Annotated in this window: 20 protein-coding genes and 1 other annotated feature; all 20 genes read right to left on the minus strand. The window is 42.8% G+C overall.

Going from position 1 to position 20573, the window contains the following annotated elements; all coding sequences use genetic code 11:
• Positions 1 to 149 precede the first annotated feature (149 nt).
• The 20 genes from ileS to I2484_RS01010 all read right to left on the minus strand — a co-directional run bounded on the left by ileS (position 150) and on the right by I2484_RS01010 (position 20572).
• Positions 150 to 2912, minus strand: a complete 2763-nt coding sequence (gene ileS, locus I2484_RS00915; RefSeq protein ID WP_207149134.1) for an isoleucine--tRNA ligase — start codon at positions 2910 to 2912, stop codon at positions 150 to 152.
• Between the two features lie 176 nt (positions 2913 to 3088).
• Positions 3089 to 3306 (minus strand) — a binding site (T-box leader).
• Positions 3307 to 3358: 52 nt separating this feature from the next.
• Positions 3359 to 3868: a DivIVA domain-containing protein gene (locus I2484_RS00920; protein ID WP_207149135.1), complete on the minus strand. Its 510-nt coding sequence runs from the start codon at positions 3866 to 3868 to the stop codon at positions 3359 to 3361.
• 358 nt (positions 3869 to 4226) lie between these two features.
• Entirely contained in the window at positions 4227 to 5003 is a 777-nt protein-coding gene (locus I2484_RS00925) for a YlmH family RNA-binding protein (protein WP_207149136.1), read from the minus strand.
• A 53-nt stretch (positions 5004 to 5056) separates the two neighbouring features.
• Entirely contained in the window at positions 5057 to 5332 is a 276-nt protein-coding gene (locus I2484_RS00930; protein WP_207149137.1) for a YggT family protein, read from the minus strand.
• 26 nt (positions 5333 to 5358) lie between these two features.
• Complete coding sequence (locus I2484_RS00935) at positions 5359 to 5808, minus strand: cell division protein SepF (RefSeq protein ID WP_207149138.1); 450 nt, start codon at positions 5806 to 5808, stop codon at positions 5359 to 5361.
• Complete coding sequence (locus tag I2484_RS00940; protein ID WP_207149139.1) at positions 5805 to 6497, minus strand: YggS family pyridoxal phosphate-dependent enzyme; 693 nt, start codon at positions 6495 to 6497, stop codon at positions 5805 to 5807. The genes I2484_RS00935 and I2484_RS00940 overlap by 4 nt, the downstream gene beginning before the upstream one ends.
• Before the next feature lie 69 nt (positions 6498 to 6566).
• Positions 6567 to 6812 (minus strand): PRC-barrel domain-containing protein, encoded by a 246-nt coding sequence (locus tag I2484_RS00945; RefSeq protein ID WP_207149140.1) that lies wholly within the window; start codon positions 6810 to 6812, stop codon positions 6567 to 6569.
• 82 nt (positions 6813 to 6894) lie between these two features.
• Positions 6895 to 7674 carry an RNA polymerase sporulation sigma factor SigG gene (gene sigG, locus I2484_RS00950; protein WP_207149141.1) on the minus strand — a complete coding sequence of 260 codons (780 nt, stop codon included), beginning with the start codon at positions 7672 to 7674 and terminating at the stop codon, positions 6895 to 6897.
• Positions 7675 to 7768: 94 nt separating this feature from the next.
• Entirely contained in the window at positions 7769 to 8479 is a 711-nt protein-coding gene (gene sigE / locus I2484_RS00955; RefSeq protein WP_207149142.1) for an RNA polymerase sporulation sigma factor SigE, read from the minus strand.
• Entirely contained in the window at positions 8469 to 9323 is an 855-nt protein-coding gene (locus I2484_RS00960; protein ID WP_207149143.1) for a sigma-E processing peptidase SpoIIGA, read from the minus strand. Before I2484_RS00960 ends, sigE begins: the two co-directional genes overlap by 11 nt.
• Before the next feature lie 383 nt (positions 9324 to 9706).
• Complete coding sequence (gene ftsZ / locus I2484_RS00965) at positions 9707 to 10879, minus strand: cell division protein FtsZ (RefSeq protein WP_207149144.1); 1173 nt, start codon at positions 10877 to 10879, stop codon at positions 9707 to 9709.
• A 41-nt stretch (positions 10880 to 10920) separates the two neighbouring features.
• Positions 10921 to 12204 (minus strand): cell division protein FtsA, encoded by a 1284-nt coding sequence (ftsA, locus tag I2484_RS00970; protein WP_207149145.1) that lies wholly within the window; start codon positions 12202 to 12204, stop codon positions 10921 to 10923.
• 97 nt (positions 12205 to 12301) lie between these two features.
• On the minus strand, positions 12302 to 12670 hold the full coding sequence (locus I2484_RS00975; protein ID WP_207149146.1) for a small basic family protein: 369 nt from the start codon (positions 12668 to 12670) through the stop codon (positions 12302 to 12304).
• A gap of 3 nt (positions 12671 to 12673) precedes the next feature.
• The gene (locus I2484_RS00980; RefSeq protein ID WP_207149147.1) at positions 12674 to 13393 is read right to left on the minus strand and encodes a DUF881 domain-containing protein; all 720 of its coding nucleotides are present in this window, start codon (positions 13391 to 13393) and stop codon (positions 12674 to 12676) included.
• A gap of 24 nt (positions 13394 to 13417) precedes the next feature.
• Positions 13418 to 14140 (minus strand): DUF881 domain-containing protein, encoded by a 723-nt coding sequence (locus I2484_RS00985; RefSeq protein ID WP_207149148.1) that lies wholly within the window; start codon positions 14138 to 14140, stop codon positions 13418 to 13420.
• Positions 14121 to 14912, minus strand: a complete 792-nt coding sequence (locus I2484_RS00990) for a cell division protein FtsQ/DivIB (protein WP_207149149.1) — start codon at positions 14910 to 14912, stop codon at positions 14121 to 14123. The genes I2484_RS00985 and I2484_RS00990 overlap by 20 nt, the downstream gene beginning before the upstream one ends.
• A gap of 15 nt (positions 14913 to 14927) precedes the next feature.
• Entirely contained in the window at positions 14928 to 16019 is a 1092-nt protein-coding gene (ftsW, locus tag I2484_RS00995; RefSeq protein ID WP_207149150.1) for a putative lipid II flippase FtsW, read from the minus strand.
• Positions 16020 to 16266: 247 nt separating this feature from the next.
• Complete coding sequence (gene murD, locus I2484_RS01000) at positions 16267 to 17616, minus strand: UDP-N-acetylmuramoyl-L-alanine--D-glutamate ligase (protein ID WP_207149151.1); 1350 nt, start codon at positions 17614 to 17616, stop codon at positions 16267 to 16269.
• Positions 17617 to 18588, minus strand: a complete 972-nt coding sequence (mraY, locus tag I2484_RS01005; RefSeq protein ID WP_207149152.1) for a phospho-N-acetylmuramoyl-pentapeptide-transferase — start codon at positions 18586 to 18588, stop codon at positions 17617 to 17619. It abuts the gene before it with no gap.
• Positions 18589 to 18658: 70 nt separating this feature from the next.
• The gene (locus I2484_RS01010) at positions 18659 to 20572 is read right to left on the minus strand and encodes a penicillin-binding transpeptidase domain-containing protein (protein ID WP_481886366.1); all 1914 of its coding nucleotides are present in this window, start codon (positions 20570 to 20572) and stop codon (positions 18659 to 18661) included.
• Position 20573: the final 1 nt, after the last annotated feature.

The raw sequence follows: 20573 nt of genomic DNA on the forward strand, positions 1-20573 counted from the left end.
AGTCTAAAGTCACGATGTCCTGTCGTAGGGCTGGCGTCTGGAGTCTAGACACTGATCCACGTAAAAACTTTATACTTTCTCATCTTTTAAAAAACCGCTGCAACCAGTCTTATATAAAGACAGCAGCAGCGGCTTACAGTTTGACAATTTTATGAATAATGCACTTTCACTACTTCTGCACAACGCGTACATAGTGTAGGATGTGTTTCGTCTGATCCGATTGTTTCAGAAATCGTCCAGCAACGCTCACATTTTTCGCCATCTGCATTTTCAACAAGAACACTTACAGTATCTAGTTTCAAAGTACCTTCCGGCATGTTAGAGATATCTCCTTCAACAAACTTCGAAACGATGAAGAATTGTGCGAAGTCGATATCGTCCGCTGCGAATACATCTTTCAGATTTTCAGGAACAGCAACTGTTACTTTCGCTTCAAGCGATTTCCCGATAACTTTACCATTACGTGCTTCTTCAAGTGCCTTCAGAACGTCATCACGTACAAGCATCAAAGTAACAAACCGTTCACGCAACGCCTGTGCTTCTGCTCCTAGATCTTGTGCTTCTGGCATATCTGTTAGCTGAATACTTTCTTCAGTCTTATGCTCGATAAATGCCCACATTTCATCTGTCGTATGCGGCACAATCGGCGTTAATAATTTCAACATCGTAATCAGCGTTTCATACATCACTGTCTGCATTGCACGACGATGTGAATGGTCTGCCCCTTCGATATAGACAACATCTTTCGCAATATCAAGGTAGAACGAGCTCAATTCGCCCGTACAGAAATTATTTACCGCATGGTAAACAGTAGCGAACTCATAGTTTTCATAGGCATTGCGCACTTCTTTGATTAAGTCCTGTAATTTAACATAGACGAATTTGTCGACTGTACGAAGATTTTCAAACGCTACTGAATCTGTAGCCGGATTGAAATCTGATGTATTCCCGTGTAGGAAACGAAGTGTGTTACGAATTTTTCTATACACTTCAGATACTTGCTTGAAGTTAGAATCAGAAACCCGCACGTCCGCTGTATAATCAACAGACGATACCCACAGGCGAAGAATATCTGCACCAAGTTGGTTCATTACCTTTGCAGGGATGATGACATTACCAATAGATTTACTCATTTTACGTCCTTCGCCGTCAAGAGTGAACCCGTGGCTTAGCACACCTTTATAAGGTGCATGGCCATTGATGGCAACACTTGTCGTAAGCGATGAGTTAAACCATCCACGGTATTGGTCAGATCCTTCAAGATATAAGTCAGCCGGGTAAACAAGATCATCTCGTTCTACTAGCACACCTTGGTGCGTTGAGCCTGAATCGAACCAGACGTCCATGATGTCCGTCTCTTTTGTAAACTCTCCGTTCGGGCTTCCTTCGTGCGTGAAGCCTTCTGGCAGTAAATCTTTTGCTTCTCGTTCAAACCAGACATTTGACCCGTTTTCACGGAACAGTTCCGAAACGTTTGCAATCGTTTCATCTGTAATGATTGGTTCACCGTTTTCAGCGTAAAATACTGGAATTGGAACACCCCATACACGCTGACGAGAAATACACCAGTCACCACGGTCGCGAACCATGTTATACAATCTCGTTTCGCCCCATGAAGGAGTAAATTTCGTATTTTTGATAGCGTCAAGTAATTCCGTGCGGAACGATTCGATTGAAGCGAACCATTGTGCAGTCGCGCGGTAAATTACCGGTTTTTTCGTGCGCCAGTCATGTGGATACGAGTGCGTGATAAATGATAATTTCTTAAGTGCGCCCACTTTTTCGAGCGCTTCTGTCACTGCTTTATTTGCATCTTCATAAAATAGACCTTCAAAGCCTGGTGCTTCATCAGTCATGACACCACGGTCATCGATAGGAGAAAGGGCATCAATGCCATAAGATTTAGACACGTAGAAGTCATCTTCACCGTGGCCTGGAGCTGTATGGACACATCCAGTACCCGCTTCAGCTGTAACGTGTTCGCCTAACATGACAAGTGAGTCACGGTCATACAATGGGTGCTTCGCAACAACACGGTCAAGTTCAGAACCTTTCAGTTCACGCTCAACAGCATGGTCTTCCCAACCAAGTTCCTCTGCAACAAATGTAAGCAGATCTTTAGCAATTAGGAATTTCTCTTCCCCAGCTTTAACAATGACATATACGAATTCAGGATGTACAGTAATTCCAAGGTTTGCAGGAATCGTCCAAGGAGTCGTCGTCCAGATTAAGAAGTTAACATCTTCGTCAATAATGCCCAGTCCATCTTTCACAGGGAAACTAACATAAATAGATGCTGATTTCTTATCTTGATATTCGATTTCTGCCTCAGCAAGTGCAGATTCACTTGATGGTGACCAATAAACCGGTTTCAACCCTTTAAAGATATATCCTTTTTTAGCCATCTCACCAAATACTTGAATTTGACGCGCCTCAAAAGCTGGTTTTAGCGTGATATATGGATTATCCCAATCGCCCCTTACACCAATCCGTTTGAACTGGCTACGCTGATTGTCAATCTGGCCAAGTGCATATTCCTCACACATTTTACGGAATTCTGCTACTGACATTTCTTTTCTTTTTACACCCTTGTTCACTAATGCCTGCTCAATCGGCAGTCCGTGTGTATCCCAGCCTGGGACGTATGGTGCGTGGAAGCCTGTCATTGATTTATGACGAACAATCATATCTTTCAATACTTTGTTCATGGCATGACCCATATGCAGGTCACCATTCGCATATGGAGGCCCATCGTGTAAGACGAAGAACGGGCGTCCCGCAGTTCGTTCCTGTACTTTTTTATAAATATCCATCTCTGCCCACTTTTCTTGCAGCAACGGCTCTTTGTTAGGTAAGTTACCTCTCATCGGGAATTCTGTTTTCGGCATTAGTAATGTATCTTTGTAATCCATGTTTTTTTCCTCCTTTAAAATTGAAAAGCGTAAGGCGCCGCACAGCCCCGACAGGCATAAGTGATAAGGAAGGCAGTCTAAGTGCGCGACGTCCTGTCGCAACAAGGAGGGATGTAGTTCAATCCCTCCCCACTGCATACCTGCATCCTGTAGACACAAAAAAATCCCCGCCCCTAAAAAGGGACGAAGAATTATTCTCGCGTTACCACCCTACTTGTAGCAAACGAATTTGCTACCACTCAGACACCATAACGGGGTGTTTCCGGGATTACGTAAATCATTCCGCAATCCGGCTCAAGAGTGATTTTCATTTCCAATCCGTTGACCGGGCTTCCACCACCCCCGGCTCGCTGTTCTCAGATTTGGAAGGTACTTTCTCTTTCATCGCCTGTTCTAAATATATGCCTATAAGTATATGTGTGAATTAAGACCAAAGTCAAGTTTCCTTACGAATCCAGGTCGGCTGCCATTTCTAAACGCTCCGCATCGATTTCATACTCAAGTAAAACATCCCAATCATCTGACTGAATCAGATCAAGTTGCGCTTCAATGAGCATTTTGAAACGTGTACGGAAAACCTTAGACTGTTTCTTAAGATCTTCAATTTCCACAGAAATTCTACGTGCGCGGGAAAGTGCCTCATTAACAATCCGGTCCGCATTTTTTTCCGCTTCCCTGACAATCAGTTTCGATTCTTTCATAGAGTTGCGACGAACGTCTTCAGCGGCTTCCTGTGCGATAAGAATTGATTTTTGAAGCGTTTGTTCTATTGAGTTAAAATGGGAGACTTGAGCTTCCGATTGTTTCAAATTGCTTTTTAATGTTTTATTTTCCTCAATAATATTTTCAAAGTCTTTCATGATTTGTTCCAAAAACTCATTTACTTCATCCTCATCATATCCACGAAACTTATTGGCAAATTCTTTATTATGTATATCAAGTGGTGATAAAGCCATTTAAAGCATCTCCCCTTTAACTTATTCATTCTCTATTATACATGTTAGGACTTCAGATAACAGTTCTTTTTCAAACTATTATCTGATAAAGTGAAACTTCAATCAATGGAGAAGTTCCATTCCATTGATTGTTAAGGAACTCAGATTACGAACGCCGCGTCCTGCGGCAACATCTGAGTGACAAACATCCTTTTAGCCCGAACCAATCGGGCTTTTACGGGCAGTTGCCCCCCACTTACGTTTCCATGCTGAGGTTAAAACTTAATACAGGGGGCTTATGACGTACAGGATGTACTAATGCCGACCTTGCCACAGGACGTGGCGATTTTAGTCGGCCTGCCAGTTAATGCGGGGAAAGTCATTCTAATTTCCCAACAATGAGCCGAATCTTATCTTTACGCGTTCTTCCTTCAATTGCAATCACTTTAAAACGCCCCGAACCTCTAATTGATAACATATCTGATTCTTGAAGTTCGAATGCAGGCTGATCCCTAACAGCCCAATTCACTTTCACTTTTTCCCCGTGCACAAGTGATGCCGCTTTTTGACGGGGAATAGTAACTAATGCCGCGGTTACTACATCGAGTCGTAATGAACTGACGATATGCATTTCCTCAGTCCATGTATCTGTCGTGACTATCCAGTCTTCCGGACGATTACTTTCTTCAACCGTGACTTTCGCTTTCCCTATTGATAAAAAATTAGCCTTCATATAATCCTTTAACTCATCCGCGACCGCAAACTGTACTTCATCATTAACCACTCGGATGTCTCCGAATTTCGAACGGTCGATGCCTAAAGACATCATCGAACCTAGGATGTCCTTATGATCCAGTTTTAAAAACTTAGAAGCATACTTCACATCAAACATAGCTATTCGATAATCCGCTGGTTCCGGCACAAAATAATCTGGATAGATAAGAACTCTTTTTCTTTCCGCTTCTGGAAAAGCTCCGTACAATCCGACCAACAGCATCGAACCACCCGCTAATGATTCTACAATGCGCTGTTGCCTAGGATCCAGAAACCCCGTTAATTTAGGAGAATAAGTATCCTCCACTTCACGTATCCAGCCAATCGACATTTCGATGAAAGGCTGTTCATCTTTTCTGAAATGCTGCAGTATTGTTTCCATTTCACAGGCTCCTTATAGAAAAATCCTCACATAAGTGAGGACAACATAATCATTTATAAAACCAAATCAAATATTGCTTCAACACCACTTGAGATAAACCTCAACGCGAATATGCCAACGATTGGTGAAATATCAATCATTCCAAGAGGCGGAATGAATTTTCTGAAAAACCCTAAATATGGCTCGGTAATCTTTCCAAGCATTATACCAAATTTCGTCTCACGCGAAGCAGGTACCCATGACATTAGTATATAGATAATAAGAAGTATTGAGTATATAGATATTGCTCCTAAAATGCCTTCTTTAATTAACTCTAAAATATTTTCCATTCTGTTTGGTACACCTCATTCAATTTCTATCGTTCAAAGTAATCGGAAATTGCACCAGCAACCTCCACATTTTCCGGCACGCAAAGGAAAATATCCGTTCCAATTCGCTGTATGTCTCCACCAAGCGCATAAACAGTACCGCTTAAAAAATCGACAATTCGAATTCCTTGATCACGCTCAATTCGTTGCAAATTCACAACAACTGCCCGTTTATTTTTCAAGTGCTCAGAAATATCTTGCGCCTCCGCATAGACTCGTGGCTCAATTAGTATGACTTTAGAAGACTTCTGAACACTTTGCAAGCTGACAACCGTTGCTGATTGTTGTGGTTCGCCAGCTATTTGCTTCCTCATTGGTGCCCTGCTACGTGGCTGTTCCTGCGCAGGGCGCTGTTCTTCCCGGCGTGGCTGTTCTTGTACTTCTTTTTCTTCATCGTCCAGGTAAAACCATTTCTCAAACTTGTTTTTAATGCTCATACGTCTCCCTCGCTTTCTGCTCCGACAAGTGCTGACCCGATTCTTACATGGGTTGCACCTTCTTCAATAGCGATAATGAAATCATTTGACATTCCCATGGACAATTGAGTACAAGGCGCGTGTGGCAAAGTTTTCGCTGAGATCCCATCTCGAAGTTCCCTTAATGAACGGAATACAGAACGTATCTTATCCGTATCCTTTGTGAATGGAGCCATTGTCATTAAACCTATAATTCGAACTTGATTATAAGCCGCCACTTCTTCAACGAAGCTATCAAGTTCAGCTGGCGTTACGCCTGATTTACTTGATTCACCTGAAACATTTACTTGAATGAAACAATCAACAACATGGTTGGCACGTTTATGGATTTCTTTAACCAAACTCATTCGATCAACGGAATGTAAATAGTCAATTCGATTGATAATTTCTTTCACTTTTCTGCTTTGAACATTACCTATGAAATGCCAAATGGCACCACTTTGTATCGTTTCCTGTTTCCCTAGAAGGCCTTCAGGACGATTTTCACCAAGATGTCGGATATGTTCCTCCAGCACTGAAGACGTTCTTGCTGTCGAAACTTCCTTCGTAACAGCAACGACCGTAATTTCAGATCTGTTTCGACCTATGCGGTCACAAGTTGCTTGTATATCTTGTTCGACTTTTTGTATTCGTTGTTGTAGATTCCCCATTTTCATCACTACTTTTCCTTAATCTTTCTCTTCATTGTACCAACCTAGGCTGAACATATCAATAATGAATCATTTTTCTGCATTCTTTTTGCCCACAAGCACAATATCTTTACCGATTGTTGTAATCTCTTTAAGATTGACTCGTTTGGTATCCTTGTCTTTTGTATCAAAAAAACTGTTCCGTTCTCCACCGCCGACATGTAAGGATTCAACTTTTCCAGTTACAGTGTCAATTGTTGCATCCTGGACGAATCCAAGGAGTGTCCCCTTAGTAGCGTCGATAACTTCTTTTTTTTGAATTTCTGAAAACCTCATAAAATCCCTCCTTACAATGAATATATGCACATAGGCGCAAGAAAAAACGCAATGCAGTTAGCGCATTGCGTTACATTTATCATTATTGTTCCATTCCTTCCCGAATGGTTTGAACTGCACTCTTCTCCAATCGGGAAATTTGGGCTTGTGAAATGCCGAGTTCCTTGGCAATTTCGGTCTGCGTTTGTCCCAAATAAAACCGTTTTGAAAGGATTGATTGCTGTCTTTCATCCATAGTAGATACTGTTTCTTTTACTGATACATACGTCAGCCACCGTTCTTCTGAAACCGTTTTGTCTTGTATCTGATCCATCATGAACACTGGATCACCGCCGTCACCATTCATAGGCTCATGAAGAGACATGGGATCTTGAATTGCATCAAGTGCAAACAGAATGTCGTCAGCAGGTATACCTGTCGCTTCAGACAAATCCGATATTCGCGGTTCTCTTTGATTATCATTAATGAACTGCTCTTTCGCCCTTATTGCTTTATATGCGGTATCTCGAAGCGATCTCGATACCCGTATTGAATGATGATCACGCAGATGTCTTTTAATTTCTCCGATAATCATCGGGACTGCGTATGTTGAAAATCGGACATTATGTTTCAAATCGAAGTTATCAATTGATTTAAGCAAGCCGATACAGCCGACTTGAAATAAATCATCCGCTTGTTCCCCCCTGTATGCGAATCTTTGGACTAGACTGAGGACGAGTCGCAAATTGCCAATGACTAGCTCTTCTCTGGCTGAATGATCTCCGCTCTGTAACCTGATAAACGTTGCTTTCATCACGTCGTTTGTGAGTAACGGCAATTCGGACGTATCTATTCCACAAATTTCAACTCTTGTACGCACCATTCGCTCTTCCTCCGCATTCTGTAGATGACTGTACAAGATAGTCTGTCCGCAGTCGTCCAGAATATGCGGGAATTCGCATCGCCAATTTCACCCATTATGCAATCGGATGATTCAAGCTTTCACGCAGTTCTGAGATGATTTTCTTTTCGAGCCGAGAAATATAGGATTGAGAAATTCCAAGCAGTTCCGCCACTTCTTTCTGCGTCATTTCCTCTTGTCCTGTCAAACCGAAACGGCATTCCATAATATAGCGTTCTCGTTCATCGAGACTCGTAATCGCTTCAATCATATGCTGACGTTCAATTTTTCTTTCGACATCATCGATGATAATATGCTCATCTGTGCCAAGAATATCCGATAACAGTAATTCATTGCCATCCGCATCTGAATTTAACGGTTCATCAAATGAAATCTCAGATCGCGTCTTGTTTGTTTTTCGAAGATGCATTAGAATTTCATTTTCAATACAGCGAGATGCATAAGTGGCTAACTTAATATTTTTATCGGTCTTAAATGTTTCGATTGCCTTTATAAGTCCGATAGCACCTATGCTGATGAGGTCTTCGATATGTGTATTTGTGTTGTCAAAACGACGTGCAATGTAAACAACGAGACGAAGATTTTTTTCAATTAACCTGTCACGCGCATTCATATCACCTTCCATAAATGCTTTGATTGTTATTGCTTCTTCTTCCCGAGTCAACGGCTTTGGAAGGGACTCATGACCTCCGATATAATATGTGCCGCTTTTCCGTTTAAAAAAGCTGGTGATTATCGACATCCATTTTCTAAATTTATACAGCATAAGCAGTTCCCCTCTCTCCATTTAATGACTCCATTGCGGATACATGCAAAATTGCTCCCGCGCCGTCCGGATAACGGCGGTCATTTTTTGTCACTACAATATAACCAGGTTGCAGCGCGCTATTTCCTTCTAAAACCCATTGTTTAAAACGAAAGCCAACTGCCCAAGACTGTCCTTGTACCGTTATTAATCGAATCAACCGTATTTGTTTGTGATAGCCATCAGGAAACCCCGACATTGAAGGTGTCCCCTGGGGATTCCAAGCAAGCAAAGGCTTCATCAAATCTTCTGGTATATGGTTTTCCAGCACCTTTAACGATACAAAATGGACAGGCGAACCAGACAATGGCTCCGTGCAACCGTTCCCCGAATCGATAAATACATCAACCTCAACATCTGCATCCCAAATCGAGAGTACGGAAGAAGCCCGAAGCGCAGATACATGGCGTGCAGTTCTAACATCAAGCCACTTTTTTTTCATGAAATAAAGGGAGACGTATGCGACAACTGCATAGATAAGAACTGTAAACGATGAACCGGCCATATGGATGCGGTATTGAAAAGCCGTTAGTAAACCACCAGCAAAAACCGCCCCTATCAAAACCATTGTTGCGGATTTTTTCCACAGCTCAAAATTCTTTCCAAAAGCGCAAATGGTCATGCAAATAAAAGATAAAACCACAACACTCACCGATGATGAAAAGATAACGACAGGCACTGCTCCCGCAAAAGAGGCGAACAATAGACGTCCGCGAGCGGCTTGTACGTTTCCTACTTTGTTGGCGAATGAAAGAATTGCATAATTGAATAGCATATTCACTCCGACAATTATTTCCCCGTACATAAGCCGCCCTCCCTGACAACAACGATAGCACCTATACCGTAAAATGTTTGTCGGAACTAGGGGCAGGCAAAAAAAAAAAATCGACAGGATTCGATTTTGGGTTTTGGATAATTTAGTTGGTTGGGTGAGAAGATATGATCGGTCGGTTGGGTTATATGATTGGTCAGCCAGGCTTTTTGATCGGTTGGCACGTTATATGATTGGTCCGTCATGCTTTATGATCGGTCGGCACGTTATATGATCGCTCAGCCACGCTTTTTGATCGGTTGGCACGTTATATGATCGCTCAGCCATCACATAACCCACCTCATACCGAACCTAACGTAAAAAAGCTTTCCAGAAAGTGCGATTGCACTTTCTGGAAAGCTTTTGATTTTTCATTATTAACGACGACGATTGCGTAAAAACGTCGGAATATCGAGCGTATCATCCTGTTGACTACTTTGAGGTTGGCGTGTCGGTTCCGGTTGTTGGAACTGTGGCGCTTCCTCTCTGCTACGCTCTCGCGTCGCAGGCTGTTGTGTTGGCGGTTGCTGCTCACGCGTTTGTGGACGACTAGCACCGAAGCCAGGGCTTCTTGCAGGACGTGCTACGGTAAGCTGTTCTTCACTGAAGCCTGTTGCAATGACTGTTACGATAATTTCATCCTTCAAGTTGTCATTGATGACAGAACCGAAGATCATATTCACATCTTCATCTGAAGCTGAAGCAACGATATCTGCAGCTTCTTGCACTTCGAATAGACTCAAGTTTGAACCACCTGTGATATTCATAAGTACACCTTTTGCACCGTCGATTGACGTTTCGAGAAGTGGGCTTGAAATAGCTTTTTTCGCCGCTTCAGCCGCACGATTTTCTCCCGTCGACATCCCGATTCCCATAAGAGCTGAGCCTTTATTAGACATGATTGTCTTAACGTCGGCAAAGTCCAAGTTGATAAGTCCAGGAACCGCGATCAAGTCGGAAATACCTTGAACCCCTTGACGTAGTACATTATCAGCTTCACGGAAAGCTTCTAGCATCGGCGTATTTTTATCTACGATTTCAAGCAATTTATCATTAGGTATAACGATAAGAGTATCCACAGATTCTTTCATAGATGTTATACCACCAATGGCCTGTGTCTGACGTTTCCGTCCTTCAAAAGTGAATGGTCTAGTTACAACCCCAACAGTCAGTGCACCCAGATCTTTCGCAATTTGTGCGATGACCGGAGCAGCCCCAGTACCTGTTCCACCGCCCATTCCTGCAGTAACAAATACCATATCAGATCCACGCAATGCTTCTTCGATTTGTTCTCTGCTTTCTTCAGCAGCTTTTTTACCAACTTCCGGATTCGCACCTGCTCCAAGTCCGCGTGTCAATTTACCACCAATCTGTAATTTCACTTCAGCCGTAGATAGGTTTAATGCCTGTGCATCAGTATTCACCGCGATAAACTCCACACCTTGCACACCATGTTCAATCATTCTATTTACAGCATTATTACCGCCGCCGCCTACACCAATTACTTTGATGACTGCTAACGCGTCAACATTAGTATCAAATTCTAGCATCGTCTCTCCTCCTAGTCCATTTCATACAATTGTTTATTGACTCATTCGAAAAAATTGTCAAAGACTTTCTTTGCTTTATCTAAAATACCAGGTTTCTTTTCTTTGTTCCGGTCTACTGACTTTTTCTTGTTGACCGGAGCCGGCGTATGATTATCAGAAGCCGAAACTGTCGCTGATTCTGGGACATGGCCAAAATAAGAATCTTGCATATGTGCATAGCGTATAAGACCTACCGCAGTTGAATACATCGGTTCTCTTACCCCGATATACTCCGGTGTATGGATACGGACCCTAGTTTTCAACACATGTCTTGCTAGTTGTAGGAGACCATCCATCTTCGTTATACCACCGGTCAATACGACTCCGCCTGGTAGATCATGCACGCCCATGCGGTACAACTCTTCCAGTACAAGATCAAAAAGTTCTTCAAGCCGAACACCGATAATTTCCGATATGTATCTTTGGCTGTATTGATCTTTTGAATCAGCACCGATGACAGGTACTTCAAAAAATTCATCATCCGATGCATCATCTGAAAAAGCATGTCCATACTGGTGCTTAATTTTCCTTGCCTGTTCAGTTGGCGTTTTCAATATAATTGAAAGATCTTTTGTAATATGATCCCCACCTACCGGTATGACCGCTGTCGCCATGAATCGGTTTTCGCCAAAAATGGAGACTGTAGTGGAACCTCCTCCGATATCGATAAATGCACTGCCGTGATTCTTTTCATCATTCGTCAGGGCAAACGTACCCGCAGCCAGCGGTTGCAAATAGATTTCTCGAATCACAAGACCTGCTCGCTCCACGCAGCGTAGTATATTATGAATAAGTGTTTTTGATGTAGTGATAAGCGTTCCGTCCATTTCGAGACGGACACCAATCATTCCTCGTGGATCCGTTATTTCATCATAATCGTCAACGATGAATTGTTTCGGAATGATATTAACGATTTCTCGATCAGGCGGAACTGACATGACTTGTGCAGATTTCATAACCCGATCGAGGTCATCATCGGTAATTTCACGATTTTCCGAGTTAACTGCTACAACTCCTTTGACGTCCTGTAACAAAACGCCATTTGCAGGAATGCCCAGAATGACTTCGCGGATTTGCATCCCAATCATTCTCTCAGCCTGCTCAACCGCTTTTCGGATAGATTGGACAGTTGCATCAATATCGATGATTGTCCCTTTCCGGATTCCCGCAGATTGAACATTGCCAACTCCGATTACGTGCAAGGATCCGCCATCCACTTCACCTACTAACACTTTAACCGACGAAGAACCTATATCAAGTGATACATATAATTCTGATTGGCTCAATTACTGGCACCTCCCAAATCAACTCTTAACTCCCATTCTATTGCATTGGGAGTGCATTGTCTAAATATTTTCGACATCTGTTATTCAAACCCCTTCATTAATGTGCATTTGTGTTGGTAACTTTACCCCGCTCTGTCCATTTAACAAGCAGAATTCTTCTAATAACAGCGATATTTTGGAATAACCTAACGCCAAATGCGAAAATTGCCGCAAGATATAAATCTACTCCTAGATGCACCCCCAAAAAGGCCAGTGCGGCCGCGAGTGCTATGTTGAAGAAGAATCCGGATATAAACACCTTATCATCGTATACTTGCTGTAAATGAGCCCTGATGCCCCCAAATAGCGTATCAAGGGCAGCGAGTACAGCAATCGATAAGTAATTGTCATATACCTGTGGAATTTGAATGTCTGATAATAGACCCAGCGAGATTCCGAGTACAAGACCAAGTAATGGTAACCACATAAGTCATTCCCCTTTCGGCAATTCCTCTAAAAACTGATTTTCCAACCTTTCCGGATAACCGCGGATTTCCACCGCCATTTCTGGTTCCCCAACTTCAAGAATTAAATCATCCAGATAAAAGTCATCATGAATCGCCGAGGCTACTAAATAATTGTATATTTTCTCACTATCTGCATAGGTCGGGGAAATGATTTTCATAGAAAAAGGCGGTGTTGAAACATTCAAGCCATTTACAGTCGTCATTCCATTAATATCTCTGATGGAGCTCAATATCGAATATCGTTTGCCATCAATTTCGAAAATGATGCTTTTAAAACGATTCAACTCATTGACAAAACGTGTGAGTAGATCTGGAGATATTCCGGTGATGGGCAAACCTAAGGCTACACTTTCAGCAGATGGCCGAACTTTGATAATAATCCCCGGCCCTTCAACGTCAGTAACACCCGCTTGCCGATAGAGCTTGTCCACTGTTTGAGTTAGAGCCCTTCCCGTGTTTTCTATATTTAACGATTTGTATGTAAGTATTGTCTTGTCCAACTCACGTATTTCAGAAAGTAATTCAGAGTGGAATCGCTTTTCGCTCGCCAAGTCTTGACGGATTGCCCAAATGTCCCTCGTATCTCGTTCTTTTGGGTTTTTCATCGAATTGAATTGGACGGCTGTCATAAACCCGACAAGGAGCAAGATCATTGTGAATCTCCAGTGTATTGTTTTTCTCATCCGTCCACCCCCCTACACTAATACTCAACTCTCATTGCGCAAAGCCGACAATCTGATATCCTTTGATTGTTCCGTAGTGACCACGATATTATCCCGAATAAGGCTATCGATCACACCACCTTTTAAATGTAAAGCTGATGAAAGGACGTTCATATCACCAATGGCTTCTATAACAAATGGTGCCGGATAAGTTCTTCCATCAACCATAATGACTGGCCCTGTGCATTTTATATACGTGTTTGATGTGATTCGGTGTCCATTTATCGCTAATCCTTGCGCTCCGGAAATCCTTAATTCATTGACGACCCGAAGAATATGACTTTCATGAACAATATAATCGTTCGGGTTCTGTTCAACGGGATCATAGTCGGCATCTTTCAAAGTAACCTTAACACCTTGTCCGATAGCAGGGATTACACCAAGCAGCAAGCGAAGATTTTTCGCCTCATCAACGAGGCTTGCATGATCCTTCTCCCCCATGGAGAAAGAACGTTCATACTCACGTATCTCTTCCTGCTTGGCGGCGATTTCATCGGTCAGTTCCTTATTTCGTTCCTGCTGAATGATTAGTCCTTCCCGGTAATCCTCTTCCTTGTTAAATGCAGGCGACCTAGTACTATCGATCTCCTGATTTATGCCGAGGGTTCGATATGAAAATGCGAGGATGAAGCCCAGTACTAGAAAGACAATCGAAAAAAGAATATTTCTTCCCCTCTTTTTGTATGCTTCATTCACCTTCTTCGTCAATCGGCTCCTCCTCCTCCTCTATTAACCCATATACCTTACTAAAAGGAGTGAAAAACGTCCCTACTTCCATGTCTATTATGCCTTTTTCATAGCTGTTCAATTGTGCTGTTACATCAGGATAATAAGCCATTTTTTCTGCGAACGTTGAGATGAATGCGCGGACCTCGAATCCATCGTCCATATAGACCGTAATACTATCTGAATCCTCTTCATCCTCTGCAACAATAATTTCTGAAATCAAGTGATAGACAGTGTCGTCCATTTTCAGCAACTGTGCTGTTATCCGCTTCCGCGTATCTGGATTCTTGAAATTATTCAAAATAGGCGATTCAGCCTCAGGCAACAACATGCCAGTTGGGAATGTTTCCCCACTTTCTAACAGTAAACTATATTGTCCACCGTCTTCAAGATAGGCAACCGTCTTCCATTCGGTAATTACGATTTCAATATTCCTAAACCATTCCCGTGACACTGACACCTTTTGTACGCCTTCGATTTTCTCCAGCGCTTCTTCGATGTCACCGGTGCTGAAGCTCCAAAGTGAGTTGTCTATTGTTAAACCACTTTGTTCTTCATAAAATGCCTGCTCATGGAGAACTGCACCGCTAACCTTAATCGTCTCAAGCTTACTAAGAGGTGATTGGAAATAAAGGATAGCTAGGAGCGCAACAACAAAAACAGTCAACATGAACAGGAATTTTTTATTCGTTTTTCTGCGACGTTTTTCCCGCAATGATGGAATTCGCTCCTCGATGTCAATGACTTTGTCCATTTTGCCCCTCCTCTATCAACTCGTTTTTCTACCCATTGTAAAATGCATGATGGTCCCAGCCGCTATCCACGTCGTCATCAGTGATGAGCCTCCATAGCTTATAAAAGGCAATGTGACACCCGTTACAGGCAAAAGCCCTGATACAACGCCGACATTCAAGAACGTTTGAAAAATGATCATCGAACCCATGCCTGCAACCATCAGAAATGAATGTCGTTCTTTCGTTCTGATTGCAATTCCGAAAGTTGATGCCAACAATACAGCAAATAGCAACAACACCAACGTCGCCCCAATGAATCCCGATTCTTCCGCGATAATCGAAAAAATGAAGTCATTTTGGGGTTCAGGCAAATAAAGATACTTCTGACGGCTATTACCGTATCCATGACCAACCAATCCTCCGGGCGCAATCGCAAACAACGACTGAATTCCTTGGAAGCCCTTACCAAGCGGGTCGCTCCATGGGTCGATATAAGATTTGATACGATCCAACCTGTAAGGCGCCGCGGCAATCAGTGCAACAAAAGCACCTATTCCAGCGAAACCAAGAAATGCGAAAAATTTTAGCGGGTAGCCTGCAATGAACAGAATAACGAACGCCGAGACAATCATAATAACCGCGGAACCAAGATCGGGTTGTAACATGATTAGAGCAGCAGGTAGCAGGATCAATCCGAAGTGGCTAAACCGGAAAATTCCTTTTCCTTGGATTTCATTCATACTGCACGCCAGTTTCCCAATGAGTGCGACTTTAACGAACTCAGCTGGTTGAATACTAAACGAGCCAAGTGCAATCCAACTTTGAGATCCATTCCTCACTGCGCCAACACCCGGAATAAGGACAGCAACGAGTAACAGGATCGTCATCCAATAAACAAACGTCCATGTTTTCGGACTGGATGTAAGAGGACTTTTCATAATTACAAGTGCAATGCCGATTGACACTGCCATATAAATTGCTTGTTTCACGATAAACGGCGAGGAGTCGGCATAATGGACCGCCCCCCAATATGAACCGGCGGAATGGACAAAAGCCAATCCGATGAATGATAAGGCTACGGCAGAAACGATAAATGACGTTTTCAACTTAGCTTCCAGTGAACGCATCCTTCCGCAAATTTGCTGAATCAAGTAAATAACTATATAAGTTGAAATACAGAACTCATTGATTTCACTGTGGCGCTAGGGGATGCCTCCGTTAGGCTTCTTCGCTCAGTTTACATAGAGAAAAATGCATGGTACCAGTTACCGAGACCGTTTGTGCCCTTCAAATTGTGGCAGCAGCTGGTACCACACACTGAGTACCCAAACACACACTGAACAATCTCCAGCAGCTAAATATCCCCATTAATACTTACAGTTCCATTACTGCATTGATAAATTGATCGCCCCTGGCTTCGAAACTTGGGTACTGATCCCAACTAGCACAGGCGGGTGATAGCAGGATAATATCCCCCGCTACAGTAAGCGGATAGGATTTTTGCACAGCTTCCTTCATATCTTCAGCCGCCATAATAATTTTGACGCCGCATGACGCTGCGAATTTTGAAAAATCCTCGGCTGTTTCTCCGACAGCGATGACAGCTTTTACATCGCTCATATGAGGCCGTAACTCTTCAAATGACTGTCCTCGATCCAACCCACCGGCAATTAGAATAGTCGGTATGTCAAACGCAGCTAACGCACTTTTCGTAGCCAGTGTATTCGTTGCTTTTGAGTCATTATAAAACTTCCGGCCTTTTAATTCTTTAACGAATTGCATGCGATGTCGAACACCAGTAAAGGAACTTAGCACGCTCTCAATTGCTTTTTTGTCACACCCTAAAAGGATTGCAGCCGCAGTTGCAGCAAGTATATTTTCGAGATTATGTTGGCCCGGCAACTTGATGACGGATCGCAATACATAAGGTTCCCCATTCCAGTATATTTTCTCATCATCGGCGGATATACCGGTTTCTTTCATGCCAGTTAAAGAAAAAGGGACTTTCACAGCAGATGAACAAGCCGCATGCTGTCGAAGCTTCGGCTGATCATCATTGTATATAAAGTAATCTTCTACCGTTTGATTTTTGGTGATGCCGTATTTTGCAATCGCATACGCTTCAGAAGTTCCATGATAATCGAGATGTGCATCATACAAATTCGTCCATATAGCGATTTTGGGTCGGAATGTATCTATCCCCATTAATTGGAAGGATGATGCCTCTAGGACGATAATGTCTTCTTCCGTAGCCTTTTCGGCAACCGTGCAAGCGACCGTCCCAATATTTCCCGCAATAAGTGGGTGCTTGCTACCAATATTAAGCATATGGTACAGCAACGTTGTTGTTGTCGTTTTACCGTTTGACCCTGTAATCCCCACAATCGGTGCTTCACTTATCCTGTAAGCAAGTTCAATTTCTGTCCACACCGGAATTCCTTTTCCGATTGCTTCCACAACTACTGAATTACTATAAGGGATTCCTGGATTCTTCACAATAATGTCATATCCCGCGTCAAGAATATCGGCAGGATGACCACCACATATAACTCGGATTCCTTTCAAACGAAGCTCTGCCGCCTCTTCATTGCCCACTTCTGGTGATGAATCATTAACCGTTACATGGGCACCAGCTGCATGCAAAAGCGCTGATGCAGCACAACCACTTTTCGCAAGGCCAAGAACAAGTATTTTCATTCCGTTAAACTGATTAGCATTTTTCACTTACATCACCTCCAACAAGACAGGGACTATTGCCGCCAAAAACGCGACTCCCCAAAAAACAATAACAATTTTCCATTCGGACCAACCTGATAATTCAAAATGGTGGTGAATGGGACTCATTTTAAATACCCGTTTACCCGTCGTTTTGAAACTTATGACTTGGATAATAACGGAAAGCGTTTCAATGACATAAACAATTCCAATGATGACAAGTAGGAATTCCTGTTTAATTAAAACTGACATCATCGCGAGTGCCCCACCTAGTGCCAAGGATCCCGTGTCCCCCATGAATACTTTGGCTGGCTTGACATTGAAAACTAAAAAACCAAGCATTGCTCCTGTAACCACAAACGCAAAGACTGCAATATCATGTTGGCCGTATATAAGGGCATGCACGCCAAAAGCAGCAAAGGCGATAGATGATGTCCCCGCAACAAGTCCATCCAGTCCATCAGATAGATTTACTGCATTGGAAAATCCTACAAGCCAAAAAATAAGGAATGCAACATAGAAAACACCCAGTTCAATTTCAAATTCTGTGAATGGTATTTGTACCGCAGTATCGAATGGTCCTAACTTCAATAGGAAGAATGCAGCAACTGCAACGATAATTTGGCCAATCAGCTTTTGAATAGAAGTGAGCCCAAGATTCCTTTTCAAAACGACTATAATAAAGTCATCTAGAAAACCGATGATGCCAAAACCTACAAAAACGAGCAACAAGACAATCGTCTGTGTCGTCAGCACGCCATATATGTATGAAAGGGCGAGCGTCGAAATGATGATTGATCCGATAAAAATAAGCCCGCCCATCGTAGGTGTACCAGCCTTTTTCTGATGGGTTTTAGGGCCTTCCTCCCGGATACTCTGTCCAAACTTCAATCTCCTAAGGGCTGGAATAATAACAAATCCCAATAGTATTGAAATGATAAACGCGACCGCAATGGCCGTCAATGTGGTGACAAGTGTCATAATATTTTTCTCCTTCTAACTTGTGATACAGCCACTTATTTATGCTGCATCAGACTTTGCATTTAAATGATTATTCAGTATAAACGTGGATAACATCATCAACCGTGATTAATGTTTCAGCAACAGGTAACTGGTATTTCACTTGTTCTCCAGAACCATGCCATTCGATACGATACGTATACAATTGGCTTGTGATTTTCCCTTTTGTCATTCCCGTCAGATCAGGGACTCGATGTGCTATTGGGTCGCCCCACCTGTATTCTTTTTCAATTTGCCCTTCCCTGCTCGTTATGCCGGCTAGCGGGGCGATTTCTTCAATAATTCGACCCACGATAGGCGCCGCTATTACGCCTCCGAACTGAATGGAGTTTTTCGGACTATCTATCGCTATATAGACAAGTAATTCTGGATCATCTGCTGGTGCAAAACCGATAAACGAAACGATATAATCGCCGTCTTTATAAACACCATCGACAACTTTTTGTGCAGTTCCAGTCTTTCCACCTACACGCAGTCCATCTGTGAACGCATTACGGCCGGAACCATTTGCAACAACTGATTCTAGCGCTTCCCTTACTTGCTTGGATGTTTCCTCACTGATTACCTGACGCTGCATTTCCGGACCAAATGATTGAAGCGTCTTTCCCTTATCATCTGTAATTTCCTTCACGATATACGGACGATAAAGATAACCGCCGTTTATCGCTGCTGCAACAGCTTGAACTTGTTGAATCGGCGTCACCGAAATCCCTTGACCAAATGCGGTTGTCGCCTGTTCCACAGGACCAAAGTTTTTTTCAGAAAATAGAATCCCTTTTGATTCGCCTGCAATTCCTGATCCCGTTGATTCTCCAAAACCGAAGTCCTTGATGTATTTACTTAACTTTTTAGGCCCTAATCTCTGCCCGATTTCAACAAATCCTGGATTGCATGAGTTTTCAACGACTTCGAGAAATGTCTGATCCTTATGTCCTTCTCTTTTCCAACAGCGCAATCTCGCTTTTCCGATCATTGAATAGCCAGGATCGTAAAAATGCTCCTTATCAAGGTCAATGACTTTTTCTTCGAGTCCAGCAGCAAGTGTTAGAATTTTGAATGTCGAACCAGGCTCGAAAGTCATCCAAACAGGTAAGTTGCGATTGTAAATACTTGGGTCTACGTTTTGATATTCCGCTGGGTGAAAAGTCGGTGCAGAGGCAATCGAAAGCAATTCGCCTGTTTTAGGGTTCATGACTATCGCAAGTGCTTGAGTGGCATCATACTTATCCATCGCCTGCAACAATTCACGCTCGACAACTTCCTGCATCCCCAAATCGATTGTCAACTCAACCGAAGCACCTTTTTCACCAGTTTTAAAACCGTCGTCCACATGTGGTAGCGGGATTCCTTTAGCATCCGTATATAAGCGGATCCTATCGCCCGTTCCTCGCAGAATTTCATCGTATGCGTATTCAATGCCTGCCAACCCATTACCATCATATCCCGTAAAGCCAACCAATCTCGATAGTAGCTCTCCGTTTGGATAATGCCTTGCAAAATCAACGCCTGTATATAAGCCATCTATTTGCAGAAGGGCTATTTCATCCGCTTGCTCTTTGGTAATATTTTTTCCTTCAGGCGCTATTTTAATCATAACTTCTCTTTTGGCCATTTTCTCTTCCAGTTTGGCTGCGTCTACATCTAGAATACTTGCAAGCGCAATCGCTGCACTTTTCACTTCACGGTTTTGAGATGGCATGAAATAAAGTGTCGGCGCCAATCTATTGCCGACAATTAGGCCACCATTGCGATCAACAATTTCCCCCCGCACTCCACCGAATGGGATTTCACGATCCCAACTCGCTTCCGCACGCTCTTTCAGCAATTCATGTTTAATGATTTGTACATAGAATAACTTTGCAACGACCATTCCAAGACAAATTAGAAATATGACAAATACTGCTCGTAACCTTTTTTTAGATTGCAATTGTATAAACGTCCGCAGC

This window comes from Sporosarcina sp. E16_8 (assembly GCF_017347095.1).
In the GTDB taxonomy this organism is placed as follows: domain Bacteria; phylum Bacillota; class Bacilli; order Bacillales_A; family Planococcaceae; genus Sporosarcina.